The organism is Agrobacterium sp. ES01, from assembly GCF_050320885.1.
Taxonomy (GTDB): domain Bacteria; phylum Pseudomonadota; class Alphaproteobacteria; order Rhizobiales; family Rhizobiaceae; genus Allorhizobium.
Genome location: NZ_JBNQTH010000013.1, coordinates 40778 through 66415, shown reverse-complemented (window position 1 = coordinate 66415; position 25638 = coordinate 40778). Strand labels below are relative to the sequence as shown.

Here is a 25638-nt window from a genome sequence, read left to right as displayed (position 1 = left end):
ACTCACCTCATGGTCAGTCATGCCGGCACGGCATCGCCTTGCGTCGACATGCGAAGCGTCAGACTTGAAGAACCGCCCTCGGCGCGATCGAGAAAAAGCCCGAGAGCAGCGAAGAAAATTCCGAGAAAGCTTTGAATTGAGCCGTCATGCCTGGTCGAGTCGCGACCAAAGTTTGAAGCCAATAACCGATAGAGCGTGAGCCTCTGCGGCTCGATATGCGGCAAAGCAAGCCAGGCCCCCTGCCGCAGGCAATACCAGTCGGTGATCAAGTCCAGCATGGAAAGCTCTGCCGCGCCCTCATAGTCGCTGCTCTTCTCATCCTTTGTCGCAAGGAATTGGGCAATCACATCGAGCACGGTTTTGTCGCGGATCACGTCGACAATTCTCGCAGGCCACTCCTTGACGAAATATCGATGGCGCACGAGCGCTCGCTTATGCTGCTTCAGGAAATCCCCGTAATGGAGCACATTGAAAGCCGGGTCTCGGGCCTCCCCGCTGATTTCGGCTTCCCGCAGATAGCCCTGCGTCAATCGCTTATCGATCGGCAGACCGGACATCTCCACGGTGTGCACCTGAATGTTTTCGCCCGAGGCACGTACAACCTTGAAAGCCGGAGGAAATGCGACGAGTGACGGGACAGCAATGTTAACCATGGGGCTCTGCTCTGTCCCCCGCTGCGTCAGGCCTTCGACGTGCAGGTGTCCGCTGAAGTGAACCGTGACGCCGGCAGCGACCAGAGCGTCTTCCACGGCCTTGACGGGCGTACGACGGACGACATTGGTTTCGCCGAACAACAAGCTCTCGGCTTGGCTCGATCCATCGAAGGGGTCGAGCGCCGGATAATGCGAGAAGGCGAGCAATGTCTTTCCCTGTTGTCTGGCCCTTTGGCTCACATCGGTAATCCAGTCGAGAACGAAGCGCTTTGCGCGTAGCATCGCATTCCAGCCTCCGGAGGTACTGTCGATAAAGGCCGCCTCTTCCCCTTCGACGAAATTGCCATCCAGAGGCTCAAACACATTCGCGTCGATCATTAGAAGCCAAAGCCCGGAGACAGGCTCCACGAGATAGGACGCATCCATCAGCCAGTAACGATTGCCGCCATCGGGCGAAACAACCCGGTACCTCCGGTCTGCGTCAGCATCGCTCGCACCGAAAGGCGTTTCCCAATGCAGATAGTGGGGGCGTCGGAAATAGCCGAATTCTGCCATCGGCGTCAGCCCAACTGGATAACCCTCACAATACATCCCTTCGCTGAAGACGACATCGTCACCGCCCCGTGCCGCATCGCTGGTCACTGACAGCGGCCTCCCCTCGGTCGCGAGAAACTCCTTCATATGATGCCTACCCTGAGGACCGAAGACATCGTGATTGCCCGGCAAGGCATAGAAGGCCGTACCATGGGCCTGCGAATGTGCCGTCAAAATCTGTCTGAGGCTATCCGTGGTGGCTCGCTGACCGTCATCCGTGTAGTCCCCAAGCAGCACAACATGGCGAATGCCGCGTTCGGCCACCTGATCGAGCGCCGCAAGCAACGCGCCGGCGCTTTCGTTGAAGACGCGCGTGGACTGGCGTGTATCCGACCAGCTGCGCATCGTCAGCCGTTCTCCATCGACCTCGACACCGGCAAAGCCGAAATCCGCCTTGGTGTCATGGAAGTGGGCGTCAGCGATGACCGCGATCTCTAAGGAGGCATGCAACGAGATGTTCAAACCGACCTCCGGCCCTCGACAAGATCGATCCACTCAGACGCACGCCGGGCGGCTTCATAGAGACTCGGCTTCGGCGCCTCAAACCACTCATCGGACCTCAGCTCTCGCTTCTCACGGATATCGGTGACGGCCTCATCCAAGGTCGGATAGCGATCCGGCTGTTGCTTGTGCAAGAACAGCGCCACCAGTGACACGGACCTGCTGCGACCGCTGCGGCAGTTGACAAGGATGTTGCCGCCATCGGCGAAAGGATAGGTCGCCCTCTTTGGCATCGCCTGACGCAGCGCGCCGTCGAGAATGTAATAGGCCCCCAGCATCATCGTGTCGGGGCTGCCTTCTCCGTCAATTAGGCCGAGTTTGTAGTAGCGAATATCGCCGTAGCCGGTGGCACGTAGCTCACCCTCATCAACGCCTCCCCTCACGAGATTGATGTCGAGGTTGACGGCACAGTTCACCACGGTGGTGATGCCATGGGCCCGCAGCAATCCGATGTCCCTGGCCCCATCGCTGCCACCAATATAAAGCGTTGACTTGTATGGGCCGAGATCTTCCGCAATCTTGCTGATTGCGGGCCGAGCATAAACCGGTCCATCCATGGTGGAGCTCTCCTCTTAACAACTGAACGCCATAGCGCGTTCGCGGTTGATCAAGCTTCCGAAGTCACCCTGCGTTCTCTTGTCCCATCAACGACGGCATCGACTGCGGCCAACGGGATTTCCGATGCGCTGCTGACACCGGCAGAAATGCCCCTGGCAGCAGCCAGGACGGGCCCACCTTCGCGCAGGCTACCGATTTCCAGGAATGGGCAGACATCGCCGCCCGCCTCGCTGACCAGCAACAGACCGGCAAGGCAATCCCAGGAATTCATGTGCAACTCGATATAGCCGTCGGAGCGGCCATCGGCGACATAGGCAAGAGCAAGCGCCCCAGAACCACCGCGTCGAACGTTGGCCCCCATGTCGAGCAGATTTTTCACGACACCGAGATAGACATCGTTTGCAACACGCGTCGACCAACCCATTTCGATGGAAGCGGAATCGAAGCGGAGCGTTGCCGCAGTGGAAATCGCCTTGCCATTCAGCGTCGCGCCGTGCCCGCGACGGGCGAAATAGAGTTCGTCAAGCGCTGGATTGTAAATAGCGCCGATCTCCGTGCGACCATTTTCAACATAGGCGATTGAGATGCAGAAATGCGGTATCCCGCGTGCAAAATTCGCCGTGCCGTCGACCGGATCAACGACCCAGACCTTCGAGCCAATCTCACCGCCGCCCTCTTCTCCAAACACTGTGTCCTGCGGAAAATTAGCTTGTATCGTTGCGCGAATATGCGCTTCGGACGCAGCATCGGTTTCGGTCAGAAAGTCCTGCGGCCCCTTCATTGAAAAGCTGCGCGTAGCCGTGCTTCGAAAGCCCTCTATCACCAATTTTCCGGCCGAGCGGATGACCGCACGGCAGAGGTCGGCGCGAGCCTCAAGCGCATCGGCGCATTGGAAATCTTCCATGAAACCACCATCAAATCGACTTGAACACGCGTTCACATTTGCACGCGTGTTCATAACTTGCAAGACGTTATTTAATTGATGCGACCCGAATATCAGCGGCGGGTGGCTTCACAGTTCACTCGACCTCCCGGCAGATCACATATCGCTTTTACAAACCGGCGACGAAGATAGGAGAATTTGCGGATCAAGAGCTTTCGCGAGGTGTTGAGACAACGCAGAGCTTGAGCCGCGGATGGGGAGTTGCTGTTGCCCAAGCCAGGATGCGTCCCCATAAGCGGGGTTCATGCGGCGAGCGGTTTGCGATTCAATCTCCTTGAAGGGAAATTATTATGCACCCTCACGAACTAAGCGACGACGAATGGGCCGTCATTGAACGGCTGCTTCCAACCAACAGCCGTGAAGTGAAGCGTGGCGGGCATCGTCAACTTAACGGAATGTGGAACTCGATGTGCGATGATGGGCCATGACACACCGTGATCCACTCTATCGCCGCCATCGCTTTCCGGCTGAAATCATTGCCCACGCCGTTTGGCTCTATTTCCGCTTCCCTCTCAGCCTGCGGATGGTCGAGGATTTGCTGGCTGCCCGTGGGATCATGGTATCGCACCAGACGGTCCGACAGTGGGCTGAGAAGTTCGGGCGAACGTTTGCCAATGAGGCCCGTCGCCGTTCATCCGGTCGGCTCGGCGACAAATGGCATCTGGATGAAGCCGCCGTCTCGATCGGTGGCAAGAAGCATTGGCTCTGGCGCGCCGTCGATCAGGACGGCTTCGTTCTGGAGGTTCTGGTGCAAAGCCGCCGCAATGCCAAGGCGGCAAAGCGCCTGATGCGCAAGCTGTTGAAGGGCCAGGGACGATCGCCGCGGGTGATGGTCACCGACAAGCTTCGTTCTTACGATGCCGCAAAGCGGGAGATCATGCCCGGTGTCGAGCATCGCTCCCACAAGGGGCTGAACAATCGGGCGGAAAATTCCCATCAGCCGATCCGGCGACGAGAGCGCATCATGAAGCGCTTCAAGTCACCGCGACATCTACAGCGCTTCGTCTCCATCCATGATCCGATCGCCAACCTCTTTCACATTCCACGCCATGACATCTCCGCTGGTCACTATCGCGAATTGCGTTCAGCAGCCATGAGCCTATGGGCGGAGATCGCTCGTGCATGAACCCACGGTGCCCCGAGCCGGCCGCTACTGCCGCGCGTCCGTTAAGTTGACGATGCCCTTCGAGTTATTACAATAATGCACACAGACGCAGCGGCCATGCGGCGCGTCTCTTGGATTGACGGAGCGAGTTCAAGTCTGCTTGTCGATAGGAGGCAGGCAACACGCCATCGCCTTGCTCGCTGCGCAGTCATGGTGCCAGTGCACCCGCAAGAGAGGTTTACCTAGGCCCCGTGCGGCATCTGGCAGCGCTTGCAATCCGATGTCGTGATCGGCATGAAATCGTTCGCACCAGTGGCTGTTTCCCCCACCTCCTATGCAGCCTGTGAGACACAGGATCGCTGCCCAGCACAATTCATGGGCGGACTAACTCGGCAAACCATTACCCCGCCGCCCATGCTTCGGTGGCTCGCCTGTTTCCGCTGAGCCCCATTGGACGGCACCGGCAATTGCCACACCGGATCGCTAGCGTACAGACACTGCCTGGAAAGGTTTCGCAGGTCCCAACACTCAGGAGCCCGAGCGGCAACGCAGACGAAAAGATAGCATGAGAAAAATTCAATAGAAACAGCTGCTTACTCCAGTGGTCAGTTGACCACAGTGCGGCATGGTCGATCCGGCCGTTTATCGATCGACGCAGATGCCTTGTCCGAACTCGCCCCGCAACGCTCTCTTGCCCCCGACGTGCCATCTACCACAATTGCGTCGGATAATGGCGATCAAAATTCAGTTCGCCCGACCTTTTCGCACTGGTGACCTGCATGTTACACGTAACTTCAATCAGGCTCCCCCGATTGCCTTGGTCTGTGGCCCCGAGCGCGCGCAGGATTAGAAACACCCTGGATAAGTCGCCGCCCACCCAAGGAGGTGGATAAAAATAATGTGCTATGCATATCTCAGTTGAGGTCAATCGTTGCATGATCCGCCCTCGCCGCCTGACTGGCAGATGGGAATTGTTGGCCCGCCTGATTGGACCCTGCGCTGCGATGGCAAACCTCCCGCCGCCCTGCGCCGCAGTATCCCGCTTGTCTGTGACGGTCCGTTGCGGCCGACGCAACGGCTTCAATACGAAACCATCCCGATTAACTGCGTGTCGCAGCCAATGCCTCTGACGCCAGCTCGAAGCAGCGGCTTCATCGACGTGCCACGTGTCCTCAAGCCAACCGGATGATCGAGAACGCGGTTCTTGAAGCATCAGGTCTTTGCCGACAGCAGGCGCATCCAATCAGAGGCAATGAACCGGCAAGCGGCCAGACAGTCCCCCATCATTCGCGGACTGAGAGGCAAGCGAGAACGGAGGCACACAACGTGGGCTACCGCTCCCGTGGCAACGCGATGACGGCGCACTAGTGGATCACCGACGCCCATCTCGGATCATTGCACATCGAATTCGATATCCACCAACTCGATCAAGCGCGTGTTCTAATCAAGGCCATACTCCATGGCGCGACGCGCCCACTACATCTCAATGGGGTGTTTCGCGGGCAGCATGAAGCCATCGAAGAATTTTGCCAGTTCATCATAAGCGTCGATGGGCAGTATGTGTGCCACATATTGATCCGGACGCACGATCACGATGCTGCCGGCCTTCCGATCGATGCCACGCAGCTCGAAGATGTCGCGTTCTTTGGCCTGTATCGAGCAGAACATTCTTTCATAGTCGACGAGACCAAGCTTTCCCTTCCGAGGTTTCAAAAGGTGGGGGAGGGCATCAAGCGCCACGTCGTGCCGGTCCTGCTGGAAGATCGCACGGATATCGATAGCGGAATCGAGGTCAGCGCCCGCATCGGTGTAGCGGCGAAGCGGTGAACCCGGCTCTTGCGTCATGTATTGGCATAATTTTGTGATGGCGGATCCGGGCGCCGACGGATTTTCATCCGGGCAAAAGGTGAAGAGGCGCCAGCGCGCATCGGCCTCTACCACATGGCCTAGTTCCATGGCCTTTGCATCGGCAAGGCGAATTACCGGCGCGGAGTGAAACCGGGTTCCGATTTCGAAGCCAGACGCCAGAGATTGCCATTTGTCAGTACCAATTAGCTGTGATGGTTCATAGGTCACCGACATCCCGGCCGTATAGCGGCCATGCTGAATGAAGTAGAGCTGGAATTTCGGCGCCTCCCCATTTTCACCATCACCGGCTTCGGGGCGCTCGCTCATGATCCTCGACCACTCCCGATCGAAGTTGATGAGATCCTGAGCCACCGCCTGGCGCTCGGCCGAGTAGCTGTGGAGAATATCTTGCGGGCAACGCCCCTCAAGAACAGAAACGAGTTTCCAGCCCAGATTGAAGGCATCGCCCATCGATACATTCATGCCTTGGCCCGCTTTGGGGCTGTGCGTATGGCAGGCATCGCCGCAGATGAAGACACGGGGAACACGCGACGATAGCTGATCATGTGGCACGTCATCGAATTTATCGGTCAGGCGCTGACCAATTTCATAGACAGACCACCAGGCGACATCCTTTACGTCGAGACTATAAGGCCGGAAGATCCTCTGTGCGGCTGCCACCAGCTGATCAAGCGTGATATTACGGTTTGCGACGCGCTCGTCGGATTTAAGCTTGTCCAGCTCCACATAAAAGCGGTTCAGAAAGCCACCCTCCCGTGGGATGATGATGATATTGCCTTCGCTGGCAGACTGGATCAGCGTCTTGCAGCGGATGTCCGGAAAATCAGTAACAGTCAGAACATCCATAACGCCCCAAGCCTGATTTGCGGCATCGCCAACAAGCTCGCGGCCGATCGACTTGCGCACGTTACTGCGTGCACCATCGCAACCTACTACGTAGCGGGCCTTCACGGTCACCGTTTGTCCTTCACGTCCCGGATCGACACGCTCGAGCGTCACTGTCGCAGGATAATCTGCGACGTCAGTGCTGACAGTGAGATTTTTCAGCTGAAGTGAATAATCGGGCTCCAGGCGCGAGGGCGACTTCCGCATAATGTCGAGATACATATCATGCACGCGTGCCTGATTGAGGATCATATGCGGCATCTCGGACAAACCATCCTCGACATCCTGAATGCGACCGTTTCGGACGATATGATCCGGATTTTTACCGTCCGGCTTCCAGAAGGTCGTCTCGTTAACCCAGTAACCTTGCCGCTTGATCTTGTCGGCAAAACCGAAAGCTTCGAACATCTCCATTGATCGGCAGGAGATGCCGTCCGCCTGTCCCTTTTCCATGGGCCCGGGCTTACGCTCAACAATTCTTGTTCGGATATGTGGATAGGCAGAAAGCATCGCTGCCAGTGTCAGGCCGGCGGGCCCGCTGCCCACGATCAACACGTCAACCGGCTCAGAAAAATCAGGGTCGTTCAATGGGCGGCCTGCTGCTGCAGGCGAAAGTGTCGGGTCTCCGGGCTGGAAACCATTCTGATGGTACTGCATTCTCCAACTCCCAATGCAAAATAATATGTCTACATACTATATTTACGGCGAAGAAAGCCATTCAATTAATATGCCCAGATATCATTTCTGCGTTATTGTTGCCGCGCAATGGCAGTTGACTCTGGCATGACGAATGTTCGCGACTTGCCAAAGGCGAAGAAGGAGAACCGATGAACCTGGTTTCAAGAAAGCCCGGACACCTGATCCGTCGGCTGCATCAGATTTCAACACAGATTTTTACGCAGAACATGAAGAATGCGGGGTTCGATTTGACGTCTGTGCAATATGCCGTCCTCGACGCTCTGGAGCAGAGCCAGGGCGTCGATCAGGCACGTCTAGCGGACGCCGTGGCCAAGGACCGGGCGACGCTCGGAGCAGTCGTCGACAGGCTGGAGCAGAAGGGGTTGATCAAGAGAAAGGTCAATGACCGTGATGCGCGTGCGCGCATCTTGTCGCTGACACCGGAAGGCACGGCCATGCTCAGGCAGGTTCAACCGGTTGTCGAAGGTTTGCAACGCGAGATTCTGCGAGACCTTACAGATCGCGAGTATGAGCGCTTTATTGAGTTGGCCGCAAAGGCAGCTGGGGCAGGGGGAGAGTTTGGAGGGAGTTGAGGGGGAGGGGAAAGCGGCCGCTACGCGAAACATAGAGACAGCAAACTCAGTTGAACATCGCCTGTGGAACGAAGAGGGCGATTTGCGGGAAGATCACGATCAACAAGAGACAGACAGCCATGGCAATCCAGAATGGCAGGACGCCGCGGAAGATCGTCGACATCGGCACATCTTCCGCCACGCTTTTGACCACGAACACGTTGAGGCCGACCGGTGGAGTGATCATGCCCATTTCTATGACGATCACGGCGATGACCCCGTACCAGATCGGATCGAAACCGAAACCCGTGATGATGGGGAAGAATATGGGGGTCGTGACCACAAGCATGGCCAGGCCGTCCATGAACATACCGAGCACCAGATAGGCAATGACGATCATGAGCAACACGCCATAGGCACCAAGCCCGGTTGAGGTCATCATCGAGCCCAGTGTTTCTGGAACATGGGTGAGCGCAAGAAATGGATTGAGAACGCTGGCGCCAATGACGATCAGATAGAGCATTGCAGTGGTGCGGACCGTTTCCATCACCGAGCCGAGCAGATCGCTCAAGCCGAGTTTGCGCATGGCAAGCGCGATCATAATGACGAGGCCAGCCCCGACGCCGGCAGCTTCGACAGGGGTGAAGACGCCGAGATAGATACCGCCGATGGAGACAATGATGACGGTCAGCAGCGGGAAGGCACGAAAGAGTGCTGTCATACGTTGACCAAGTGAGACGGCGGCGCCCCGCGGGCCGGCATCGGGATCGCGCAGGGTCACCAGTGTGACAGTGCCGATGAAGAGTGCAGTCAACAGAATGCCAGGCAAAATGCCGGCCATGAAAAGCTGGCCTATACTTTCCTCGGTCAAGATCGCATAGAGGACAAAGCCCGTCGAAGGCGGGATGAGAAAGCCAAGTGTGCCGCCAGCGGCAACCGCTCCTGTCGCCAAGGCATTGGAGTATCCGAAGCGCTTCATCTCGGGCAGCGCCACCTTGCCAATCGTGACGGCGGTGGCCACAGATGAGCCGCTGACTGCCGCAAAAGCGGCGCAGCCGACGATAGAGGCCGATGCCAGGCCGCCGCGCAGCCGTCCCACCCAGGCGAAAGCAGCTTCATAGAGACGGCTCGAAAATCCTGCAACTGAAGCGATATTACCCATCAGCACGAAGAGGGGAATAACGGTCAGATTATAATTCGCCGTCGATGAGAATGTTTCTGTGACAAACAGCGCATTGGCAGAACGGCTTCCGCTGATCACCACGGTGCCAAAGTAACCGACGGCCAGCATCGCCATGCCGACAGGCATACGCAAAACCATCAGAGCGAACATGGCAAGAAGGCCGCCGACACCAATTCCAAAATCACTCACTGCGGGCGGCTCCCATGCGAACAATATCAATAACTTGAATTAGCAACACGAGTGCGTAAAGGACTGATCCAAGGACCAGCAATCCGTAAAACGGCCAGAAGGGGAGGCTGAGCATGTTGGTCGCGTCTTCGAACTCCATCGCGTCCAGCATCTTGGCCCATGCACGCCAGGAAAGGACAGTCAGGAGATAGATTGAAATGGCGCGCGCAAGTATATCGCCGATGAAGCGACCGATCGGTCCTATCACACCATCCAGGACGTCGACCCGAATATGCATTTCCCGATGTGCAGCCCCTGGCAGGGCCAGCATCACAAGCACGACCGATGCGAACTGGATAATTTCATTACTGCCAAGGATCGGTGCGTTGAACACGTAACGCATGAATACACCGAAAAAGGCAGTAATCAAAAGCAACCCCAATGCGATGGCGGATAGTATCGTCAGGAGGCCAAGGGCCCACTCCAGGAATGGCGAGTGGGCCAGCTCATGTTTGGAATCGCGCACCCTGTGTTACTCGCCTTTGAGCGCCGCGACGAAGGCGTTTGCAGCGATGCCCTGCGCTTCGGCATCGGCAACGACCTTTTCGACCACCGGTGCGGAGGCGGCGTTGAACTTTGCTGCCTCTTCGTCGGAAAGGGTGATGACCTCCTTGCCATCTGTCGACGCAAAATTCGACAGGGCCTTGTCAGCGACACCCAACCAGGCCTTGTTGCCATTCAATGCGGCTTTACGGCCCGCGTCGAGAACGATCTTCTGCTGGTCGTCGCTCAGGCTACCGAAGCTATCGCGGTTCATCACCAGGAAGAAGCTCGAAATCGTGGTGTCCATTCCCATGGTGATGTATTTTGTCACTTCAGCCAGTTTGAAGGCCCCAAGCGTGGTCGCGTCAGTCATTGCGCCATCGATCACACCAGTCTGCATGGCATTGTAAATATCGGGAGCTGGCATGGAGACCGGAGAACCGCCCCAGGCCTCTACGACAAGGCCCGCATTTCGCGACGGCACCCGGATTTTCAAACCCTTCAGGTCTTCAAGACTGCGGATCGGCTTGCTGCCCGTAAAGATCAGGTTGGGTGCGTTGTTCCAGATGCCAAGCAGTACGACCCGCTTGTACTCATTGGACAGCATGTCCATGTTTTCAAGCATCTTCTCGGTGCCGGTGTCAGCAGAGATGACACCCGGCAGCTCGGTCAGAAGCGTTTCGGGAAAATTAGATGCAGTGTAGCCCGGGAGACCGAAGCTGATGTCAGTGACGCCATCAAGGGCGCGGCTGTATTGCTCGGCTGGTCCCGGCCCCAATTCTCCACCCATAAAGACCTTGACCGTCACGTCCCCGCCCGTTTTTTCGGAGATTGTCGCGGCGAAAGGATCATATACGTCTTTCACTACGAAATGGGTCGGCGGTTGGAAATCTGCCAGTTTCAGTTCAGTTGCAGAGGCGGCAGTTGCCCCAAGTACAATTGATGCGGCAAACGCCGCAGCCAGTTTGTCGAATTTCATCTTATTTCCTCCTCTGAATCACCCTTATGACATCACCATGGCTTCGGCGACCATCATTTAAGCCACGAAGCCGTCGGCGCGTCGTTTGCCTCCAGCGAGGGGAGGGCACACCTTCAAGCCCGCCTCCGCTGCCCCTCCGGGAAGCCCGCTCAGTCGGTCCTTTCGCGGACCATTCCGATAGGGCCTTGATGCCGGTGCTAATCCCAAATCACACCGCACGCCGCGAGATCCGCCTCCCCCAAGATTACATCTGGATAGCAGTCACCAAAAGCGGGTGGAAATTGAATGCTTGTCAGAGCTATTCAATTAACGGACAGAACGGTCGTTAGCCTGGAGATCAGAACAAACTGAATGCAACATCTCGACGAAACGTTTCTGGGTTTTTGTCGGGGCCCAGTCGAGCCGCTTGGCTATTCCTATTTTTCGCTCGAAACCGGCCAGTGAAACGTCGAGTTCGACCAGGATGCCATCCTCCAGCTCTTTTGCAATCTGATGACGCGATATGATCGTCAGCCGATCACTGCCAACCAGAAGGCCGCGAATTAGAATCAGCGAACTTGTCTCGACAAGTTGCGTTGGCACGTTGACATCAGCGGCGCCAAACAACGCGTCGAATTGCTCGCGTGTGGGAATTGTGGGGGAGGGTGTCACCCAGGGAAATTGCGCAAGGGTCTTCGCATCGAGCTTTTCTTTACCGGCAAGAGGATGTCCAGCCCGTGCCGCAATTGCAAGCTTGTCGGTGAAAAGGGCTTCCTGTTCGACATCGTCCACCTGAACTGGCGACCGGAGAGCTCCGATCAGGATATCTATTTCACCATAGCGCAACGCATGCAAAAGATCTGTGTAGGAGCCATCGCGGACAATGATGCTCACCTCCGGCCGGTGCTTCGTTATTTCATTGATGACTTGAGGCAAGATGAAGCTGCGGGCCAGTGGCAAGCTGCCCACAACGATGCGGGCAGTATCCTGGCCGAGCAGAAAATCGATTTCTTCAAGACCCTGACGCAATTCCTCGAAAGCCAACATCACACTTCGGCGAAACACCTCACCGGACTGTGTCAACTCGAATCCATGGGCAGTTTTGATGAACATCGTAAAACCGGCGATACGTTCGATGTCGTTAATGGAGCGATGAACGGATGGCCTCGAAATGCCGAGGTTTCGTGCGGCCCAGGAATAATTGCCAGCGTCGCAAAGCGCCAGAAACGACCGAAGCTGCGCTGTCGTCAAAAGCTGATCGAAATTCTGGAACCCGGCGGACCGCCCTTTGACGGCTGCGCGTGCCCCACGCTTGGCACCAACCGCCAGCATCTCCAGACTGCGGTCAACGCGACCATAGAAAATGGTACCAGCCTCAGTCAGAAACATGCCGGTGCTTTTCCGCACGAACAGCGACGTACCAAGGGATATTTCCAGCTTTGCCAATGCCTGTGTTATCGCAGGCTGAGACAAGAATATCTTGTCGGAAGCTGCAGAAACGCCACCGCAGCGCGCGACCTGCCGGAAGGCGCGCAGATGACGCAAATTGAACTTTTCCATCCTTGGAAACTCCGTCGCAGGGATTACAGTGTAACAAAACCTTATAGCGGACGCACACTATTGGAATGGCATTTCATGAATGGTTGTTCAAAAAAGGCAGCAAGTATTCAGTTAGGGAGAGACTGCCTTGTCCAAGAAAAAGACTGCCTTGGTTGTGAGCGCTCATGCTGCGGACTTCGTCTGGCGTTGTGGTGGCGCGATCGCATTGCATCAGAAGCACGGCTACGATGTGACTGTCGCCTGTCTGTCTTACGGTGAGCGTGGCGAAAGCGCAAAGCTCTGGAAACAGGAAGGAATGACGCTCGAGCAGGTCAAAGCTGCGCGACGTAAGGAAGCCGAGGCGGCGGCCGAGGCGCTCGACGTTCATGATATTCAATTTTTTGACTTGGGTGATTATCCTCTGGATCTGGGAACCGATGCGCGCGACCGTACGGTCGATCTGATCCGCGCAGTGCAGCCGTCGTTCATGATGAGCCACTCCATGTGGGATCCCTACAATACAGATCATATGAACACGACGAAATTCGTACTCGAATGCCGCATGATCGCGCAGGCATGGGGTCACAATCCCGGCCAGAAAGTGCTTGGCGCGCCGCAGCTTTACCTCTTTGAGCCGCATCAGACGGAACAGATGGGCTGGAAGCCGGATGTCTTCCTCGATATCACCGAAGTGTGGGACAAGAAGAGAGCCGCAATCGAGTGCATGCAAGGCCAGGAACACTTGTGGACCTACTACACCAATGTTGCGGTCAATCGCGGGAACCATTTCCGCCGTAACTCAGGTGGTCAGGCGGGAGGACGCGCCTCTCAGTATGCCGAAGGTTTCCAGTCGGTCTTTCCGCGAACGGTCGACGAACTTTAAGGGAGTTGTGTTCAACAATTTCGGTCTGTTGGGAGGAGAAAAACATGAACACGCCGACCAATCCATCATTTGACGTGGCACATCTCGGTCATATCGAAATGTTCACCGACAAGTTCGATGAAAGTCTCGATTTCTTTACGCGTGTCTATGGACTCAAGCTGTCGGGGCAGGATGAAACCAGTGCCTATCTGCGAGCATGGGACGATTACGAATATGCCACTCTAAAACTGACCAAGTCCGATACCACGGGCGTAGGGCATATTGGTTATCGCACAGCGTCGCCAGAGGCGCTGGATCGCCGGGTGGCGATCATCCAAGCGTCCGGATACAAGGCCGTGGGCTGGAACGATGGCGATCTAAGCCATGGCAGAGCATTTCGTTTTGAAGACCCCTTCGGCCATGTGTTCGAGCTCTACTACGAGACCAATTGGTACCAGCCGCAAGACGAGGCGGAGCGGGCTGCCCTGAAAAATACCGCTTCAGCCTTCACGGGAGCTGCACCGCGTCGTCTTGATCACCTGAACCTCTTGAGCGCTGACGTTGCCGAATTCCGGCGCTTCATGGAGGTTTGCCTGGGGTCGCGCGTGACCGAATATATCCAGCTGGACAATGGCCGGCTGGGCGGTTGTTGGTTCACCGTAAACAACAAGAGCTACGATCTCGCTTGCACGGAAGAACATGGTGGAGGCAATGGCCGATTCCACCATGTGACCTACGCAACAGATCAGCGGGAAGATATCCTGAGAGCTGCAGACATTTTCCTGCAGAACGGTGTTCACATCGAAACCGGACCCCACAAGCATGCCATCCAGGGCACCTTCTTTCTGTATGTCTGGGAGCCGGCCGGCAACCGCGTGGAACTCGCCAATGCAGGCGCGCGGCTGATCCTTGCCCCCGATTGGAAACCGATTGGCTGGAGCGAAACCGATCGCAAGAAGGGCCAGGCCTGGGGACTGAAGACCATCGAGAGCTTCCACACCCATGGCACTCCGCCCATCAAGACATAGTTCAAGGAGAACCTTTATGCCTGTTGTCGTACAAGATGTCTCACGCGCATCGCAGGATGTCATCGATCGGCTTGGCAAGGCCGGCGTCGCAACTGTTCATGAGGCGCAGGGTCGCACCGGTTGCATGGCCCCATATTTGAGACCCATCTTCCGAGGTGCACGTATTGCCGGCTCAGCAGTGACCATCTCCTCTCCTCCGGGAGACAACTGGATGCTGCATGTGGCCATCGAACAGCTGAAGAAAGGGGATATCATTGTCCTTGCGCCCACCTCTGCCTGCGACGATGGCTATTTTGGCGATCTGCTTGCCACATCGGCCATGGCTCGCGGCTGCCGGGGGCTGATCATCGATGCCGGCGTGCGCGATGTTGCCGACCTGGAGCAGATGGGTTTTCCGGTCTGGTCCAAGGCTATTTCCGCGCAAGGCACGGTCAAGGAGACGCTCGGCTCTGTGAATATTCCCGTGGTTTGCGCCGGCCAGATCGTCAATGCCGGCGATATCATTGTTGCGGACGACGACGGTGTTGTGGTCGTCAAGCGCGAGGATGCTGAAACAACACTCGAAAATGCGGAAAAACGCCTTGATGCCGAAGAGGCAAAGAGGGTGCGTCTCGCAGCCGGCGAACTTGGACTCGATATCTACGATATGCGCCAGCGGCTCGCCGACAAGGGATTGAAATACGTTTAGGCGTACCGGTACGGCATGCATGAATGCGTCGGAGGAGATGGCAAAATGAGTGACGGGATCCCCTGTCTGTGGATGCGCGGCGGAACGTCGAAAGGCGCCTATTTTCTGGCAGACGATATGCCATCGGATACAGCCAAGCGCGATGATTTGCTGTTGAGCATCATGGGTTCACCTGACCCCAACCAGATTGATGGGATCGGTGGGGCCGATCCGTTGAAATCGAAAGTAGCAATCCTGTCGAAACCGTCGCGGCCGGATGCGGATGTCGATTACCTGTTCTTGCAGGTTTTCGTCGACCAGGCATTGGTGTCTGACGCCCAAGGATGCGGCAATATCCTGGCCGGTGTCGGTCCGGCGGCCATCGAACGCGGTCTGGTTGCGGCAACGAGCGATATCACGCCTGTGCGTATTCACATGATCAACACGGGCGAGATTGCGACCGCTCAAGTGTCGACCCCCGGCGGCAAGGTCAGTTATGCCGGCGATGCTTCGATCGACGGCGTGCCGGGTACCCATGCTGCCGTCCCGCTTCTCTTCCAGAATATCGCCGGCTCTATGTGCGGGGCGCTTTTGCCGACGGGCAACGCGGTCGATCGGATCGACGGTATCGACTGCACATTGATCGATAACGGCATGCCCTGCGCCATCATGGCGGCAAGTGATTTCGATATTGCCGGAACGGAAAGTCGGGATGAGCTCGAAGGCAATGCTGCGCTGAAAGCGCGGATCGAAGCCATACGACGGCAGGCCGGAACTCTGATGCACCTTGGCGACGTGACCGAAAAATCCGTGCCGAAGATGATACTGGTGTCCCCGCCTATTGCGGGCGGCGCCATCAATACCCGCAGTTTCATCCCGCATCGCTGTCACGCGTCCATTGGCGTTTTTGCGGCAGTGACAGTGGCGACAGCCTGCGGATTGGACGGAACGCCAGCAGCCGGCTTTGCTTCCATTCCAGAGGATGGTCGCTATTTGATCGAGCATCCGACGGGGGCTGCCGAAGCACTCATACAAAAGAATGAATCAGGTGTAATGGTGGGGGCAGGGATGTTGCGCACAGCACGCAAGCTGATGGACGGGCTGGTTTTCCCCTCACTTTGACTTCTGTCTTCAAGGACGAGCCGTGCTGAGGATCAGCCGATACCAGTCAAAAGCCAGCGAAATGACCATTGAGCCACGTGGCCCGGCAATCCAGGCCGGATCGCCCACGTTCTCCCCTTCGGCTCATGTTGTCGCCGGGCCGTTCTCGTCGATGGCAAAGTCAATATCCAGCGTCTGGCTCTCCGCATCGTAGCAACGCGGCGTGTAGTCGCGTGAGATTGACCGTTGTCCTCCTTCGAGCATCTGGATGCCGTTTGGCCCGATGACCGGCAGGGAAGGGGCCTTGCCCGCTGCCTCAGGCAGAAACAACTTGATATGGTCGTCAAGCATGTGAAGCCTTCCAGCTGTTCGCCCGTAAGCGTGACGCGCAGCATGGTCGGCAAAAGTCGGACGGCTGCGGCGACCTCAAGCGTGCGCATGAGGACGTCCTGGCGCACCTCTTGGGCGCCCGTTCGGCCATCTGCCTTGCGGTATCGTTCATGTCTGTTGATCCTTTGCGGGCATCGGCGAGACACCAAGCCCTAGGCGTAAAAGTCCACCAGCCGTCGATCGCCGATCCGGTGGATGGAGAAGTCCATGTCGAAAATCTCCTTCAGGCTGTCCGCGCGTGCGATATCGCGAGGTATTCCGACTGCGGCGATCCGCCCGTCGCGCATGGCAACGATCAAGTCGGAATAGCTTGCGGCAAAATTGATGTCATGCAGCACAACGACGATGGTCTTGGAAAAATCATCGGCCATGCGCCGCAGCAGCTTCATCGTTGATCGGGCATGGCGCATGTCGAGATTGTTGAGCGGTTCGTCGAACAGCACATAATCGGTATCCTGCGCCAGCACCATGGCGACGAAGGCGCGCTGGCGTTGCCCCCCGGAAAGCTGGTCGAGATAGCGGTGCCGCAGATCAGAAAGTGCCACAAAATCGATGGCACACTCGACATGGTCGAGATCTTCGGCGGTCAGCCGCGCCTTGGAATAGGGATATCGGCCAAACGATACGAGATCCTGCACGGTCAGGCGCGCTGCGACCTGGTTGTCCTGGCGCATGAAAGAGAGGCGACGCGACAGCACGTCGCCACTGGTTTTGTGAACGTCCATGCCATCGACCCGGACATGGCCGGAATCCGGTGCGATCAACCGGCTGGCTACCGAAAGCAGCGTCGATTTGCCAGCGCCGTTCGGTCCGATGATCGACGTGACGCCACCCCTAGGGATCGTCAGGTTGATATTGTCGAGAACCCGGCTCTCGTCATAGGACTTGGAAACATGTGTTATTTCGATCATCGCGCTTTCCCCCGCAATAGCAAAATTATGAAGACGAGTCCGCCGAAGAACTCGATGACGATGCTAAGCGCCGTGGAAAAGGCGAACAGTCGTTCAAGCAGTATCTGTCCGCCCACCAGCAAGGTGACCGAGAGAAATATGGCCAGTGGCAGCACATGGCGATGGCGAAAGCTCGGCATCAACACATAGGCGAGATTGGCGACTAGCAACCCGAAAAAGGTGACCAGACCGACAAGGGCAGTCGACACGGATACGAGAATTGCCACCAGTGCCATCGCGAGCGTTACCATGCGGCGATGGTCCAGGCCCAGATTGACTGCCGCTTCGCGCCCAAGTGATAACACGTCGAAGCGGGATAAATTGGCGAGCACCACGGCGAATGTCCCTGCAACCACAATTGCAGACAGGCCCAGGAGTTCGGTGTCAACGCTATTGAAGCTGGCAAAGAAACGATCCTGCAGCACAATGAACTCGTTCGGATCGATGATACGCTGAATGAAGCCCGCGAGACTGCGAAACAACCCGCCAAACAGGATGCCGACCAGCAGCAGTCGATGAAGGCTGCGGGTAGCACCGGAAAACAGGAAACGAAACAGCAGTGCCGACAACAACACCATAACGCCAACTTCGACAATATAGAGCAGGCGCTTGTCGAGCGTCGCGACCCCAAGTCCGCCGAGGAAGAAGACGAGAAGCGTTTGGAGGAGCACATAGAGTGCATCAAAGCCTATTATGGCGGGCGTAAGGATGCGGTTTCCCGTGACGGTCTGGAACAGCACGGTCGATACGGATACCGCACTGGCAACCAGCACCAGTGCTGCGAGTTTGGTCCCGCGAAACGCAATGAGAAAGGACCAGTCGCCCTTGGCGCCCCATGTCATGAACAGGACGCAGACGACCAGCGCGACAAAACCACTTGTCGTCAGCACCAGCGATGGCGAAAAAGACCGTGTGCTAGGCACCATGAAAGCGCTTTCCCAACAGGAGGTAGAGAAAGAAGCCCGAGCCGATGACACCCATCATCGTGCCGATCGGTATCTCGTACGGAAAGACGATCAACCGCCCGGCGAGATCGCAAAACAGCACCAATGCGGCTCCGCTGAAGGCGATCCAAGGCAGGGTACGGCGCAGATTGTCGCCGGCAAACATGCTCACAATATTGGGAACCACGAGGCCGACAAAGGGGATCATGCCCACTGTCACGACGACAGAGGCCGTGACAAGCGACACGATCGCAAGCCCGAGCGTGACGACGGTGCGGTAGTTGAGGCCAACATTGCGCGCGATCGTTTCGCCCAGGCCGGCGATGGTGAAGCGGGCGGCGGTGACATAGGCGATCACGGTGACGACTACCGCCAGCCACAGCAATTCATAGCGACCTTTCAACACCATCGAGAAATCGCCATTGGACCAGGCGCCGAGTGACTGCATGAGGTCGAAGCGATAGGCAAAGAAGGTCGCGACCGCGCTGATGACCCCGCCCAGCATGATGCCAACAAGCGGCACCAGCAATGCGGACCGCATCGGAATGCGCTCAAGGATCGCCAGGAACAGGGCAGTTCCACCGAGTGCGAAAAGACCCGCCACCAGCATCTTGCCGAACACGGGCAGGCTGGGGAAGAACATCATCACGACGAGCATGCCCAGGCTTGCCGAGTCCGAAGTACCTGCGGTCGATGGCTCGACGAAGCGGTTGCGGGCCAGCATCTGCATGATGGATCCTGATACGGCCAGCCCCGCTCCTGCAAGCAGCAAGGAAAAGGTCCGGGGAATGCGGCTGGACGCGATCACCAACGCGGTATTCCCATCGAAATTGCCGTTCAGGAGACCTGCCAGCGAAACCGGGCTTACCCCCGTCAGCAGGCTCCCGACGATCATCGCCGTCAAGGCAAGCAGGGCTGAAACGACAGTTTTCATTGGCAATCCGGGAGGGTTCACAGAGCCGGACCAGGCAAGGTCGGTGCGCATGGATAATGCCAGCGATCCGCGACGGCAATCGAAACTTGTCCATTACATACAAGTTTTAGTGTTGGGCTTTTTTCAGACACGGCAGTATTTCGGTGCGATGCCATAGGCCTTCTTGAAGGCTGCAGCAAAATTCGTCGGGCTGGCGTATCCGGCCATGAATGCCGCTTGAGCGATGGTCATTCCGTCGCGCTCCAGTGCCTCGCGGGCTCGTTCAAGCCGTTTGCGGCGTAAGAATTCGAACACCGTGACACCAAAATGCTCTTTGAAGTGGCGTTGCACGCTGCTGACGCTGGCACCGGTGGCGCGCGCGATATCGTCGATGGTCATCGACTGGTCGAGATGAGCGAGCAGGTAGTCGCGCACTTTTTCACTCTGCCGCAGCGTGCTGAGAGATGGACGCGCCACGGCTGACCGATCGCGATCGACCAGAGCTGCGCAGGCATGGCTCATCAGTTCCAAGGCCTTGGCCTTACAGTAAAGATCGCGGATCTCGCCCTGCATTGCTTGCGGCGGGGCGATAATCTCGGATGCGAGCTGCACGGCATTCAGGTTGGGCCACCAGACGAAATAGTTGAGATGACCGGAGATGAAGTCCCTGAGTTCGGGCTTCCGCTCATCGGCCTCGATCTGCAGATCTTCCGCCCAGCTGACGGGTGCGGAGATCATCACCTTGCGAAGATATTGGCCGGGCTGATGGATATGTCGAAGCTCGGCCATCTTGACCCGATTCATCACCAGCGCCACGGGCCGCAAATGCTCGCCTTCGCCCGCCTGCATGTCGAAGAGCACGTCGTCGACATAGAATTTCTGCCGACCGCCCAGAAATATGAACAGCTGGAATTTCGGCGTCAGTTCGATGACCGGACGATCGGAGTGATGCGGTCCGTCGCCATCAAAAACACCGACCTGAACCAGTCCCGGAAAGGGTCGGTTCTCTACAGTTTTCTGGTCAATCAATCCCATGGCACTTCATATCCGCTATTTTCGATCGAGGCAGGGCTCAACCCGGCGCTGCCGTTCATGCATAGCTTTTCGCCGTTTCCGGCGTGGTGCCATCCATCGACATCGAGCAGGTCTTAATCCTATAGATGACTTCTGTAGTCAAGTTTAGCCGCTACGGGCGGCCGCCGTGCATGGGGACATTCAAATGATGGTATCGAAGACGCAACTTCGCCGCGCAAATGCGCAAAGCCGGATCAGTCGATTGCTACAGCTGACGCTAATCGCGACGACCAGCATGGTCGCAATCAACGCCGCCGCTGCGCAGGATACGTCGGCCGACACGACCCAGCTGGAGACCATAAATGTCCAGGGCAGCGCAGAAAAGGGAGATGGTCCGGTTCGTGGCTATGTCGCCCGCCAAAGCCGGGCCGGCACCAAGACGGACACGCCACTCTCCAAGACTCCACAGTCCGTTTCGGTCGTTCCTGCCGAACAGATAGAGGATCAGGCTGCCGAATCCGTTGCGCAGGCGATGCGGTATTCGGCCGGTGTGTTTGCCGAATATCGCGGTGCCTCCAATATGCATGACGAAATGTTCATGCGCGGTTTCTATTACGTGCCGCGCTTCGTCAACGGCCTGCTCTACGGTGATGGCTCTCTTGGCCAGATCGACACATCGCTCATTGAGCGCGTCGAGGTTCTGCGCGGGCCGTCCTCCGTGCTCTACGGTCAGGCAAACCCCGGCGGCGTGGTCAACCTCGTGACCAAGCGCCCGACGGATGAACCACTGCGCGAAATTGAGGTCGGGGTCGGCACGGACGGCCGGGCCTCGTTCGGCTTCGATTTCTCCGATGCAATTGTTGGTAATGACGACCTGCGCTACCGCATCGCAGGCACGGCCTGGCGAGCCGATACCCAGGAGGATTTTCTGGAAACGCGTCGTTTCAGCATCGCACCCTCCTTCATCTGGACACCGGATGCGCAGACATCGCTGATAGTGGAGGGCTTCTACCAGAACGAGCCCGACGCCGGCTTTCGCAACTTCGTCGAAAAGGCGGGCTCGGTGGTGCCGACAGCTTTTGGGTATTACCCAACAAGCTTCCTGGTTTCAGATCCCGACTATCAGGAATCGACGCGCGAGCAGGCCTATATCGGCTATGCCTTTGAACATGAATTCGACAACGACCTGACATTCCGCCAGAACGCACGTTATGGCATGATCGACCAAGTCTACAACACACTCGCGTGGGGGTCGATCGCGGCCGATGGCAAGACCATCAGCCGCTCGGCCAGCGATCAGTCGCAATTGCAGCACCAGTTCGTGATCGACAATCAACTACAGGGCAAATTCGACACAGGGCCTGCCGAACACACCGTGCTTGCCGGGATCGACTATCGCTTTACCACGGTGGACAATTTCGTATCGCGCGGCAACGCCAACAGCATCGACTGGACCAACCCAGTCTATGGCAATGTTACGGTAACCGGGCGCAGCACAAGAACCGATGCGACGACCGATTCCTCACAGACCGGTATTTACCTTCAGGACCAGATCGAGCTCGGCAAGCTCAATCTTTTGGGTGGCATGCGCTACGATTGGGCAAGGACCGATCTCGATGACAAGACCGCGTCCAATAGCGATGCGTCCTATGACGCACAGCATTTCACCTGGCGCGTCGGAGCGATATATAATTTCGACAATGGCATCTCGCCCTATGCCAGCTATTCGACCTCGTTCGAGCCAGTCACGCAAGCTCCGGGTGCGGGCCAATCGCCCTTCGATCCGACGACTGCGCAGCAATTCGAATTGGGCGTGAAATATGCGCCTGAAGGTGAGGACTACCAGATCATCGCGTCCTATTATGATCTTACCCAGAAAAATGTGCTGTTCTATGACAACGCGGCATCTCTCTATTATCAGACAGGTGAAATCAGAAGCAAAGGCTTCGAGCTCGAGGCACATGCCGAGATCAATCAGAACCTCAAACTTGTGGCAAGCTACAGTCACATCAATCAGGAGGTGACGGAGACGGTACGCACGGCCGAACTGGGCAAAACGCCGGCCCGTCTTCCCATCGATCAGGCCTCGCTCTGGGCCAAATATGAGGTGCTCGATGGCCGGCTCGCGGGTCTGGGCATCGGCGGTGGTGTTCGCTTCCTCGGCTCCAGCTGGGGTGATGCAACCAACACGTTCAAGGTCGATCCCACGACCCTGTTCGACGCATCCATGTCCTATGATTTCTCGGTCAACAATCCTGCCCTGGAAGGCCTGAAACTGCAGGTCAACGCCTCCAATCTGGCCGACAAGACCTATGTCGCGTCCTGCGCCAGTGCGTATGCCTGCTTCTATGGCACGCGACGCACGGTGACGGCTTCCCTGAAATACAGCTGGTGACGCCGTGAAGACGACATTATTTAACCTCGCTATGGGGTTGGCGGCAATTGCCGGTTCCCTGTCGTCTGCCGCTTGTGCCGGCGACACCACGCAGCTTATCGTTGGCATGCCCCATCAGGGGCATGCCATGCAGACCAGAGATACGCGCCTGTTTACTGCAGACGCCAATCCCCGGGATTATCTCCAGGGCGTAATCGAAAGTCCTGGCGGTCGCTTCGATCTCGACCTGGTCACTGCTGACGGCACCCATGTGCGCCGGCTGTTGAGCGATGCCGGTGGTGGGTCCGATTTTCGCTTCGTGGTTGAACAAGCCCCCGTTTTGATGCGACTTACGGCGCTCAGTGAGGTTGCCGATTTTAGCCTCTCCCTGACGAAACGGGTCACGCCGGAGGAGCAACAGCTGCCAGAGCAAGTCTATCTCAGTCCTGTTATGGAAAAGCTCGCTGCCGATATCGCCTCGGGCCAATCCACGGAAAGCTTCTGGGAGAGAGTGCAGAGGCAGGGCACGCCACTGGTCGAAAGCGGCAAGGATGGCGGTATAATCGCGACTTTCCTCTGGCGCGGCGCGCAAAAGAATGTCCGTCTGTTCGGCTCCCCATCGGGCGACCATGAAAACCTTGAGCGCATTGGCCAGTCGGATGTCTGGTTCAAGAGTTTTGCTGTTCCAGCCGACACCCGGTTGTCCTATCAGCTGGCACCTGATGTACCTGATCTTCCCGGTACAGCGCGTGAACGCAGGATCGCCATCCTGTCGACTGCCCAGGAGGATCCATTCAACCGCCATCCGTGGCCGCAAGACGGGTTCGACCGCTTTGATCGCGATTCCGTACTGGAACTGCCGGACGCACCAAAACAATCCTTCATCAATGAAAAGGACGTGCCCAAGGGAAGCCTGCAAACGGTTTCCATCACCAGCGCGAAGCTGGGCAACACACGCGACATCACGATTTACCGCCCCGCCGGTTTCAGTCCAGAGGACCCTGACAACCTGCTGCTTTTCATGTTCGATGGCGCGCAATCGCTGACAAAGATCCCGACACCTGTGATCCTCGACAACATGATCGCGGAGGGCCACATTCCACCCTTGGTCGCGGTGCTGGTGAATAATCCGAGCCCTGCCAGCAGGGCGCGCGAACTGCCAGCCAATCCCGATTTTGCCGATTTTCTCGCAAAAGACGTGCTACCGTTGGTGATCAAGGAAACCGGCATTATCCACGATCCGGCGCGTACCGCTCTTGCGGGAGCGAGCTATGGCGGGCTTGCGTCGATGACGGTGGCGCTGCGCTATCCGCAACTCTTCGGCAATGTCCTTTCCATGTCCGGTTCTTTCTGGTGGGCACCGCCAAACACTGCACCGGATAGACAGGAATATGTCGCCGGGCTTATCGCACAGGAGCCTGCCCCCGCGATCCGCGTGTTCCTGAGTGCAGGTCAGTTCGAGGTGGGGGCTGCCCGCGGTGTGCCGAGCATTCTCGATACAAATCGCCACCTGCGCGATCTATTACTTGCCAAGAATACTCATGTTATCTATCGGGAATATGCCGGTGGCCACGACTGGTTGACTTGGCGTGGCGTGCTCTCTGACGGGCTGATTTCCCTGTTCGGAAAGTAAGCTGCTGCGACATTAGAAGAGGATTTGACTATGCACATCAGCAAAGCTCTGGCCACGGCGGTCTCGATTGCCACCTTGACGATTGGTGGATTTGCCGCATGCCCGGCCATAAGCGCCGACATTACCGTCGAGACCGCACGTGGACCGATTTCGGTGCCGGAAAAGCCAGCCAATGTCGCCGTCTTCGACCTTTCCTCGCTCGATACATTGCATACGCTCGGCGTCGATGTCGCTGGCGTTCCCGGCTCCAACCTGCCGCCTTCGCTCGAGCAGTACAAGGTCGACAACTACACCAAGATTGGCACGCTGTTTGAACCCGATTACGAAACGCTCAATGCGCTGCAGCCGGACCTGATCATTATCGGAGGACGCTCCGCCGCCAAGCATGATGAGTTGGCAAAGCTCGCGCCCGTCATCGATCTGACTGCGGATAGCAATAACTTCGGCGCAAGTATCATGCGCAATGCCACCACGCTCGGCGCAATCTTCGGCAAGCAGGCCGAAGTCAATGATCGCATCGCAAAGCTGGAAGCCTCGGTCGCCGATCTGACTGTGCTGGGCGCAAAGGCCGGCAAGGCGCTGATCGTTCTGACCACAGGCGGCAAGATGAGCGCCTATGGACCGGGTTCGCGATTCGGCGAACTGCACGGTCGCTTCGGCATCGCCGCCGCCGATCCGGACCTGACGGTCGAGACCCACGGACAGGTTGTTTCCTATGAGTACATTCTGGAAAAGAACCCCGACTGGCTGTTCGTGATTGATCGCGACGCAGCGATTGGCCAATCCAAGGGCCAGTCGGCCGAACAGATGCTGGACAACGACCTAGTCCACGCAACCAATGCCTGGAAGAAGGGACAGGTCGTCTATCTGGACCCGGTCAAGATGTACCTCACATCAGGCGGCCTTGCGGCCGAACAGGGCATCGTCGACGATATTGCCTCAGCCCTGAAATCACGCCTCTGAGACGTGCATTCAAATTGACAGGTTGCGGAATAACCCAACAACACCCTATC

General features: G+C 57.2%; 22 protein-coding genes. 9 read left to right on the top strand and 13 right to left on the bottom strand.

Translation table 11 applies throughout. The features are described 5' to 3' along the window. Positions 1 to 17: 17 nt before the first annotated feature. Genes ACQQ2Q_RS22240 through ACQQ2Q_RS22230 form a run of 3 tightly spaced genes read right to left on the bottom strand, consistent with a single transcriptional unit; the run spans position 18 to position 3210 of the window. Positions 18 to 1703 (bottom strand): metallophosphoesterase family protein, encoded by a 1686-nt coding sequence (locus ACQQ2Q_RS22240; RefSeq protein WP_428189295.1) that lies wholly within the window; start codon positions 1701 to 1703, stop codon positions 18 to 20. 2 nt (positions 1704 to 1705) lie between these two features. Further along, complete coding sequence (locus ACQQ2Q_RS22235; protein ID WP_428189288.1) at positions 1706 to 2305, bottom strand: dual specificity protein phosphatase family protein; 600 nt, start codon at positions 2303 to 2305, stop codon at positions 1706 to 1708. Positions 2306 to 2355: 50 nt separating this feature from the next. Next, positions 2356 to 3210: an inositol monophosphatase family protein gene (locus tag ACQQ2Q_RS22230; protein ID WP_428189287.1), complete on the bottom strand. Its 855-nt coding sequence runs from the start codon at positions 3208 to 3210 to the stop codon at positions 2356 to 2358. Between the two features lie 463 nt (positions 3211 to 3673). On the opposite strand from ACQQ2Q_RS22230, the gene ACQQ2Q_RS22225 reads away from it, so the two are divergent. Next, positions 3674 to 4375 (top strand): IS6 family transposase, encoded by a 702-nt coding sequence (locus ACQQ2Q_RS22225; protein WP_428189286.1) that lies wholly within the window; start codon positions 3674 to 3676, stop codon positions 4373 to 4375. A 1455-nt stretch (positions 4376 to 5830) separates the two neighbouring features. Here ACQQ2Q_RS22225 and ACQQ2Q_RS22220 read toward each other — a convergent pair. Then, complete coding sequence (locus tag ACQQ2Q_RS22220; RefSeq protein ID WP_428189285.1) at positions 5831 to 7765, bottom strand: FAD-binding monooxygenase; 1935 nt, start codon at positions 7763 to 7765, stop codon at positions 5831 to 5833. A 170-nt stretch (positions 7766 to 7935) separates the two neighbouring features. Between ACQQ2Q_RS22220 and ACQQ2Q_RS22215 the strand changes: the two genes are divergently transcribed. Continuing rightward, positions 7936 to 8379 (top strand): MarR family winged helix-turn-helix transcriptional regulator, encoded by a 444-nt coding sequence (locus tag ACQQ2Q_RS22215; protein ID WP_428189284.1) that lies wholly within the window; start codon positions 7936 to 7938, stop codon positions 8377 to 8379. A 46-nt stretch (positions 8380 to 8425) separates the two neighbouring features. Here the strand turns inward: ACQQ2Q_RS22215 and ACQQ2Q_RS22210 are convergent, their stop codons facing one another. From ACQQ2Q_RS22210 to ACQQ2Q_RS22195, 4 genes are all read right to left on the bottom strand, one after another. Beyond that, complete coding sequence (locus tag ACQQ2Q_RS22210; RefSeq protein ID WP_428189283.1) at positions 8426 to 9730, bottom strand: TRAP transporter large permease; 1305 nt, start codon at positions 9728 to 9730, stop codon at positions 8426 to 8428. Continuing rightward, positions 9723 to 10235 (bottom strand): TRAP transporter small permease, encoded by a 513-nt coding sequence (locus ACQQ2Q_RS22205; RefSeq protein WP_428189282.1) that lies wholly within the window; start codon positions 10233 to 10235, stop codon positions 9723 to 9725. The genes ACQQ2Q_RS22210 and ACQQ2Q_RS22205 overlap by 8 nt, the downstream gene beginning before the upstream one ends. A gap of 6 nt (positions 10236 to 10241) precedes the next feature. Further along, on the bottom strand, positions 10242 to 11231 hold the full coding sequence (locus ACQQ2Q_RS22200) for a TRAP transporter substrate-binding protein (protein ID WP_428189281.1): 990 nt from the start codon (positions 11229 to 11231) through the stop codon (positions 10242 to 10244). Between the two features lie 306 nt (positions 11232 to 11537). Then, a complete protein-coding gene (locus ACQQ2Q_RS22195; protein ID WP_428189280.1) occupies positions 11538 to 12770 on the bottom strand; it encodes a LysR family transcriptional regulator in 1233 nt (410 codons plus the stop codon). A gap of 127 nt (positions 12771 to 12897) precedes the next feature. On the opposite strand from ACQQ2Q_RS22195, the gene ACQQ2Q_RS22190 reads away from it, so the two are divergent. Genes ACQQ2Q_RS22190 through ACQQ2Q_RS22175 form a run of 4 tightly spaced genes read left to right on the top strand, consistent with a single transcriptional unit; the run spans position 12898 to position 16428 of the window. Further along, positions 12898 to 13632: a PIG-L deacetylase family protein gene (locus ACQQ2Q_RS22190; protein ID WP_428189279.1), complete on the top strand. Its 735-nt coding sequence runs from the start codon at positions 12898 to 12900 to the stop codon at positions 13630 to 13632. Positions 13633 to 13676: 44 nt separating this feature from the next. Further along, positions 13677 to 14639 (top strand): VOC family protein, encoded by a 963-nt coding sequence (locus ACQQ2Q_RS22185; RefSeq protein WP_428189278.1) that lies wholly within the window; start codon positions 13677 to 13679, stop codon positions 14637 to 14639. Positions 14640 to 14655: 16 nt separating this feature from the next. Next, the gene (locus ACQQ2Q_RS22180) at positions 14656 to 15327 is read left to right on the top strand and encodes a 4-carboxy-4-hydroxy-2-oxoadipate aldolase/oxaloacetate decarboxylase (protein WP_428189277.1); all 672 of its coding nucleotides are present in this window, start codon (positions 14656 to 14658) and stop codon (positions 15325 to 15327) included. A gap of 45 nt (positions 15328 to 15372) precedes the next feature. After that, the gene (locus ACQQ2Q_RS22175) at positions 15373 to 16428 is read left to right on the top strand and encodes a 4-oxalomesaconate tautomerase (RefSeq protein ID WP_428189276.1); all 1056 of its coding nucleotides are present in this window, start codon (positions 15373 to 15375) and stop codon (positions 16426 to 16428) included. Positions 16429 to 16551: 123 nt separating this feature from the next. Here ACQQ2Q_RS22175 and ACQQ2Q_RS22170 read toward each other — a convergent pair whose 3' ends face one another. From ACQQ2Q_RS22170 to ACQQ2Q_RS22150, 5 genes are all read right to left on the bottom strand, one after another. Next, a complete protein-coding gene (locus ACQQ2Q_RS22170; protein WP_428189275.1) occupies positions 16552 to 16758 on the bottom strand; it encodes a siderophore-interacting protein in 207 nt (68 codons plus the stop codon). Positions 16759 to 16949: 191 nt separating this feature from the next. Beyond that, positions 16950 to 17708: an ABC transporter ATP-binding protein gene (locus tag ACQQ2Q_RS22165; protein WP_428189274.1), complete on the bottom strand. Its 759-nt coding sequence runs from the start codon at positions 17706 to 17708 to the stop codon at positions 16950 to 16952. Beyond that, positions 17705 to 18673 carry an iron chelate uptake ABC transporter family permease subunit gene (locus ACQQ2Q_RS22160; protein WP_428189273.1) on the bottom strand — a complete coding sequence of 323 codons (969 nt, stop codon included), beginning with the start codon at positions 18671 to 18673 and terminating at the stop codon, positions 17705 to 17707. The genes ACQQ2Q_RS22165 and ACQQ2Q_RS22160 overlap by 4 nt, the downstream gene beginning before the upstream one ends. Then, positions 18663 to 19625, bottom strand: coding sequence for an ABC transporter permease (locus tag ACQQ2Q_RS22155; protein WP_428189272.1), 963 nt, complete (start codon positions 19623 to 19625; stop codon positions 18663 to 18665). Before ACQQ2Q_RS22155 ends, ACQQ2Q_RS22160 begins: the two co-directional genes overlap by 11 nt. A gap of 123 nt (positions 19626 to 19748) precedes the next feature. Then, positions 19749 to 20639, bottom strand: a complete 891-nt coding sequence (locus tag ACQQ2Q_RS22150) for a helix-turn-helix domain-containing protein (protein WP_428189271.1) — start codon at positions 20637 to 20639, stop codon at positions 19749 to 19751. Positions 20640 to 20823: 184 nt separating this feature from the next. Between ACQQ2Q_RS22150 and ACQQ2Q_RS22145 the strand changes: the two genes are divergently transcribed. From ACQQ2Q_RS22145 to ACQQ2Q_RS22135, 3 genes are read left to right on the top strand one after another with little or no spacing between them, the layout of a single operon-like run. Further along, a complete protein-coding gene (locus ACQQ2Q_RS22145) occupies positions 20824 to 23013 on the top strand; it encodes a TonB-dependent siderophore receptor (protein WP_428189270.1) in 2190 nt (729 codons plus the stop codon). Positions 23014 to 23017: 4 nt separating this feature from the next. Further along, on the top strand, positions 23018 to 24625 hold the full coding sequence (fes, locus tag ACQQ2Q_RS22140; RefSeq protein ID WP_428189269.1) for an enterochelin esterase: 1608 nt from the start codon (positions 23018 to 23020) through the stop codon (positions 24623 to 24625). Positions 24626 to 24655: 30 nt separating this feature from the next. Then, the gene (locus ACQQ2Q_RS22135; protein ID WP_428189268.1) at positions 24656 to 25588 is read left to right on the top strand and encodes a siderophore ABC transporter substrate-binding protein; all 933 of its coding nucleotides are present in this window, start codon (positions 24656 to 24658) and stop codon (positions 25586 to 25588) included. Positions 25589 to 25638: the final 50 nt, after the last annotated feature.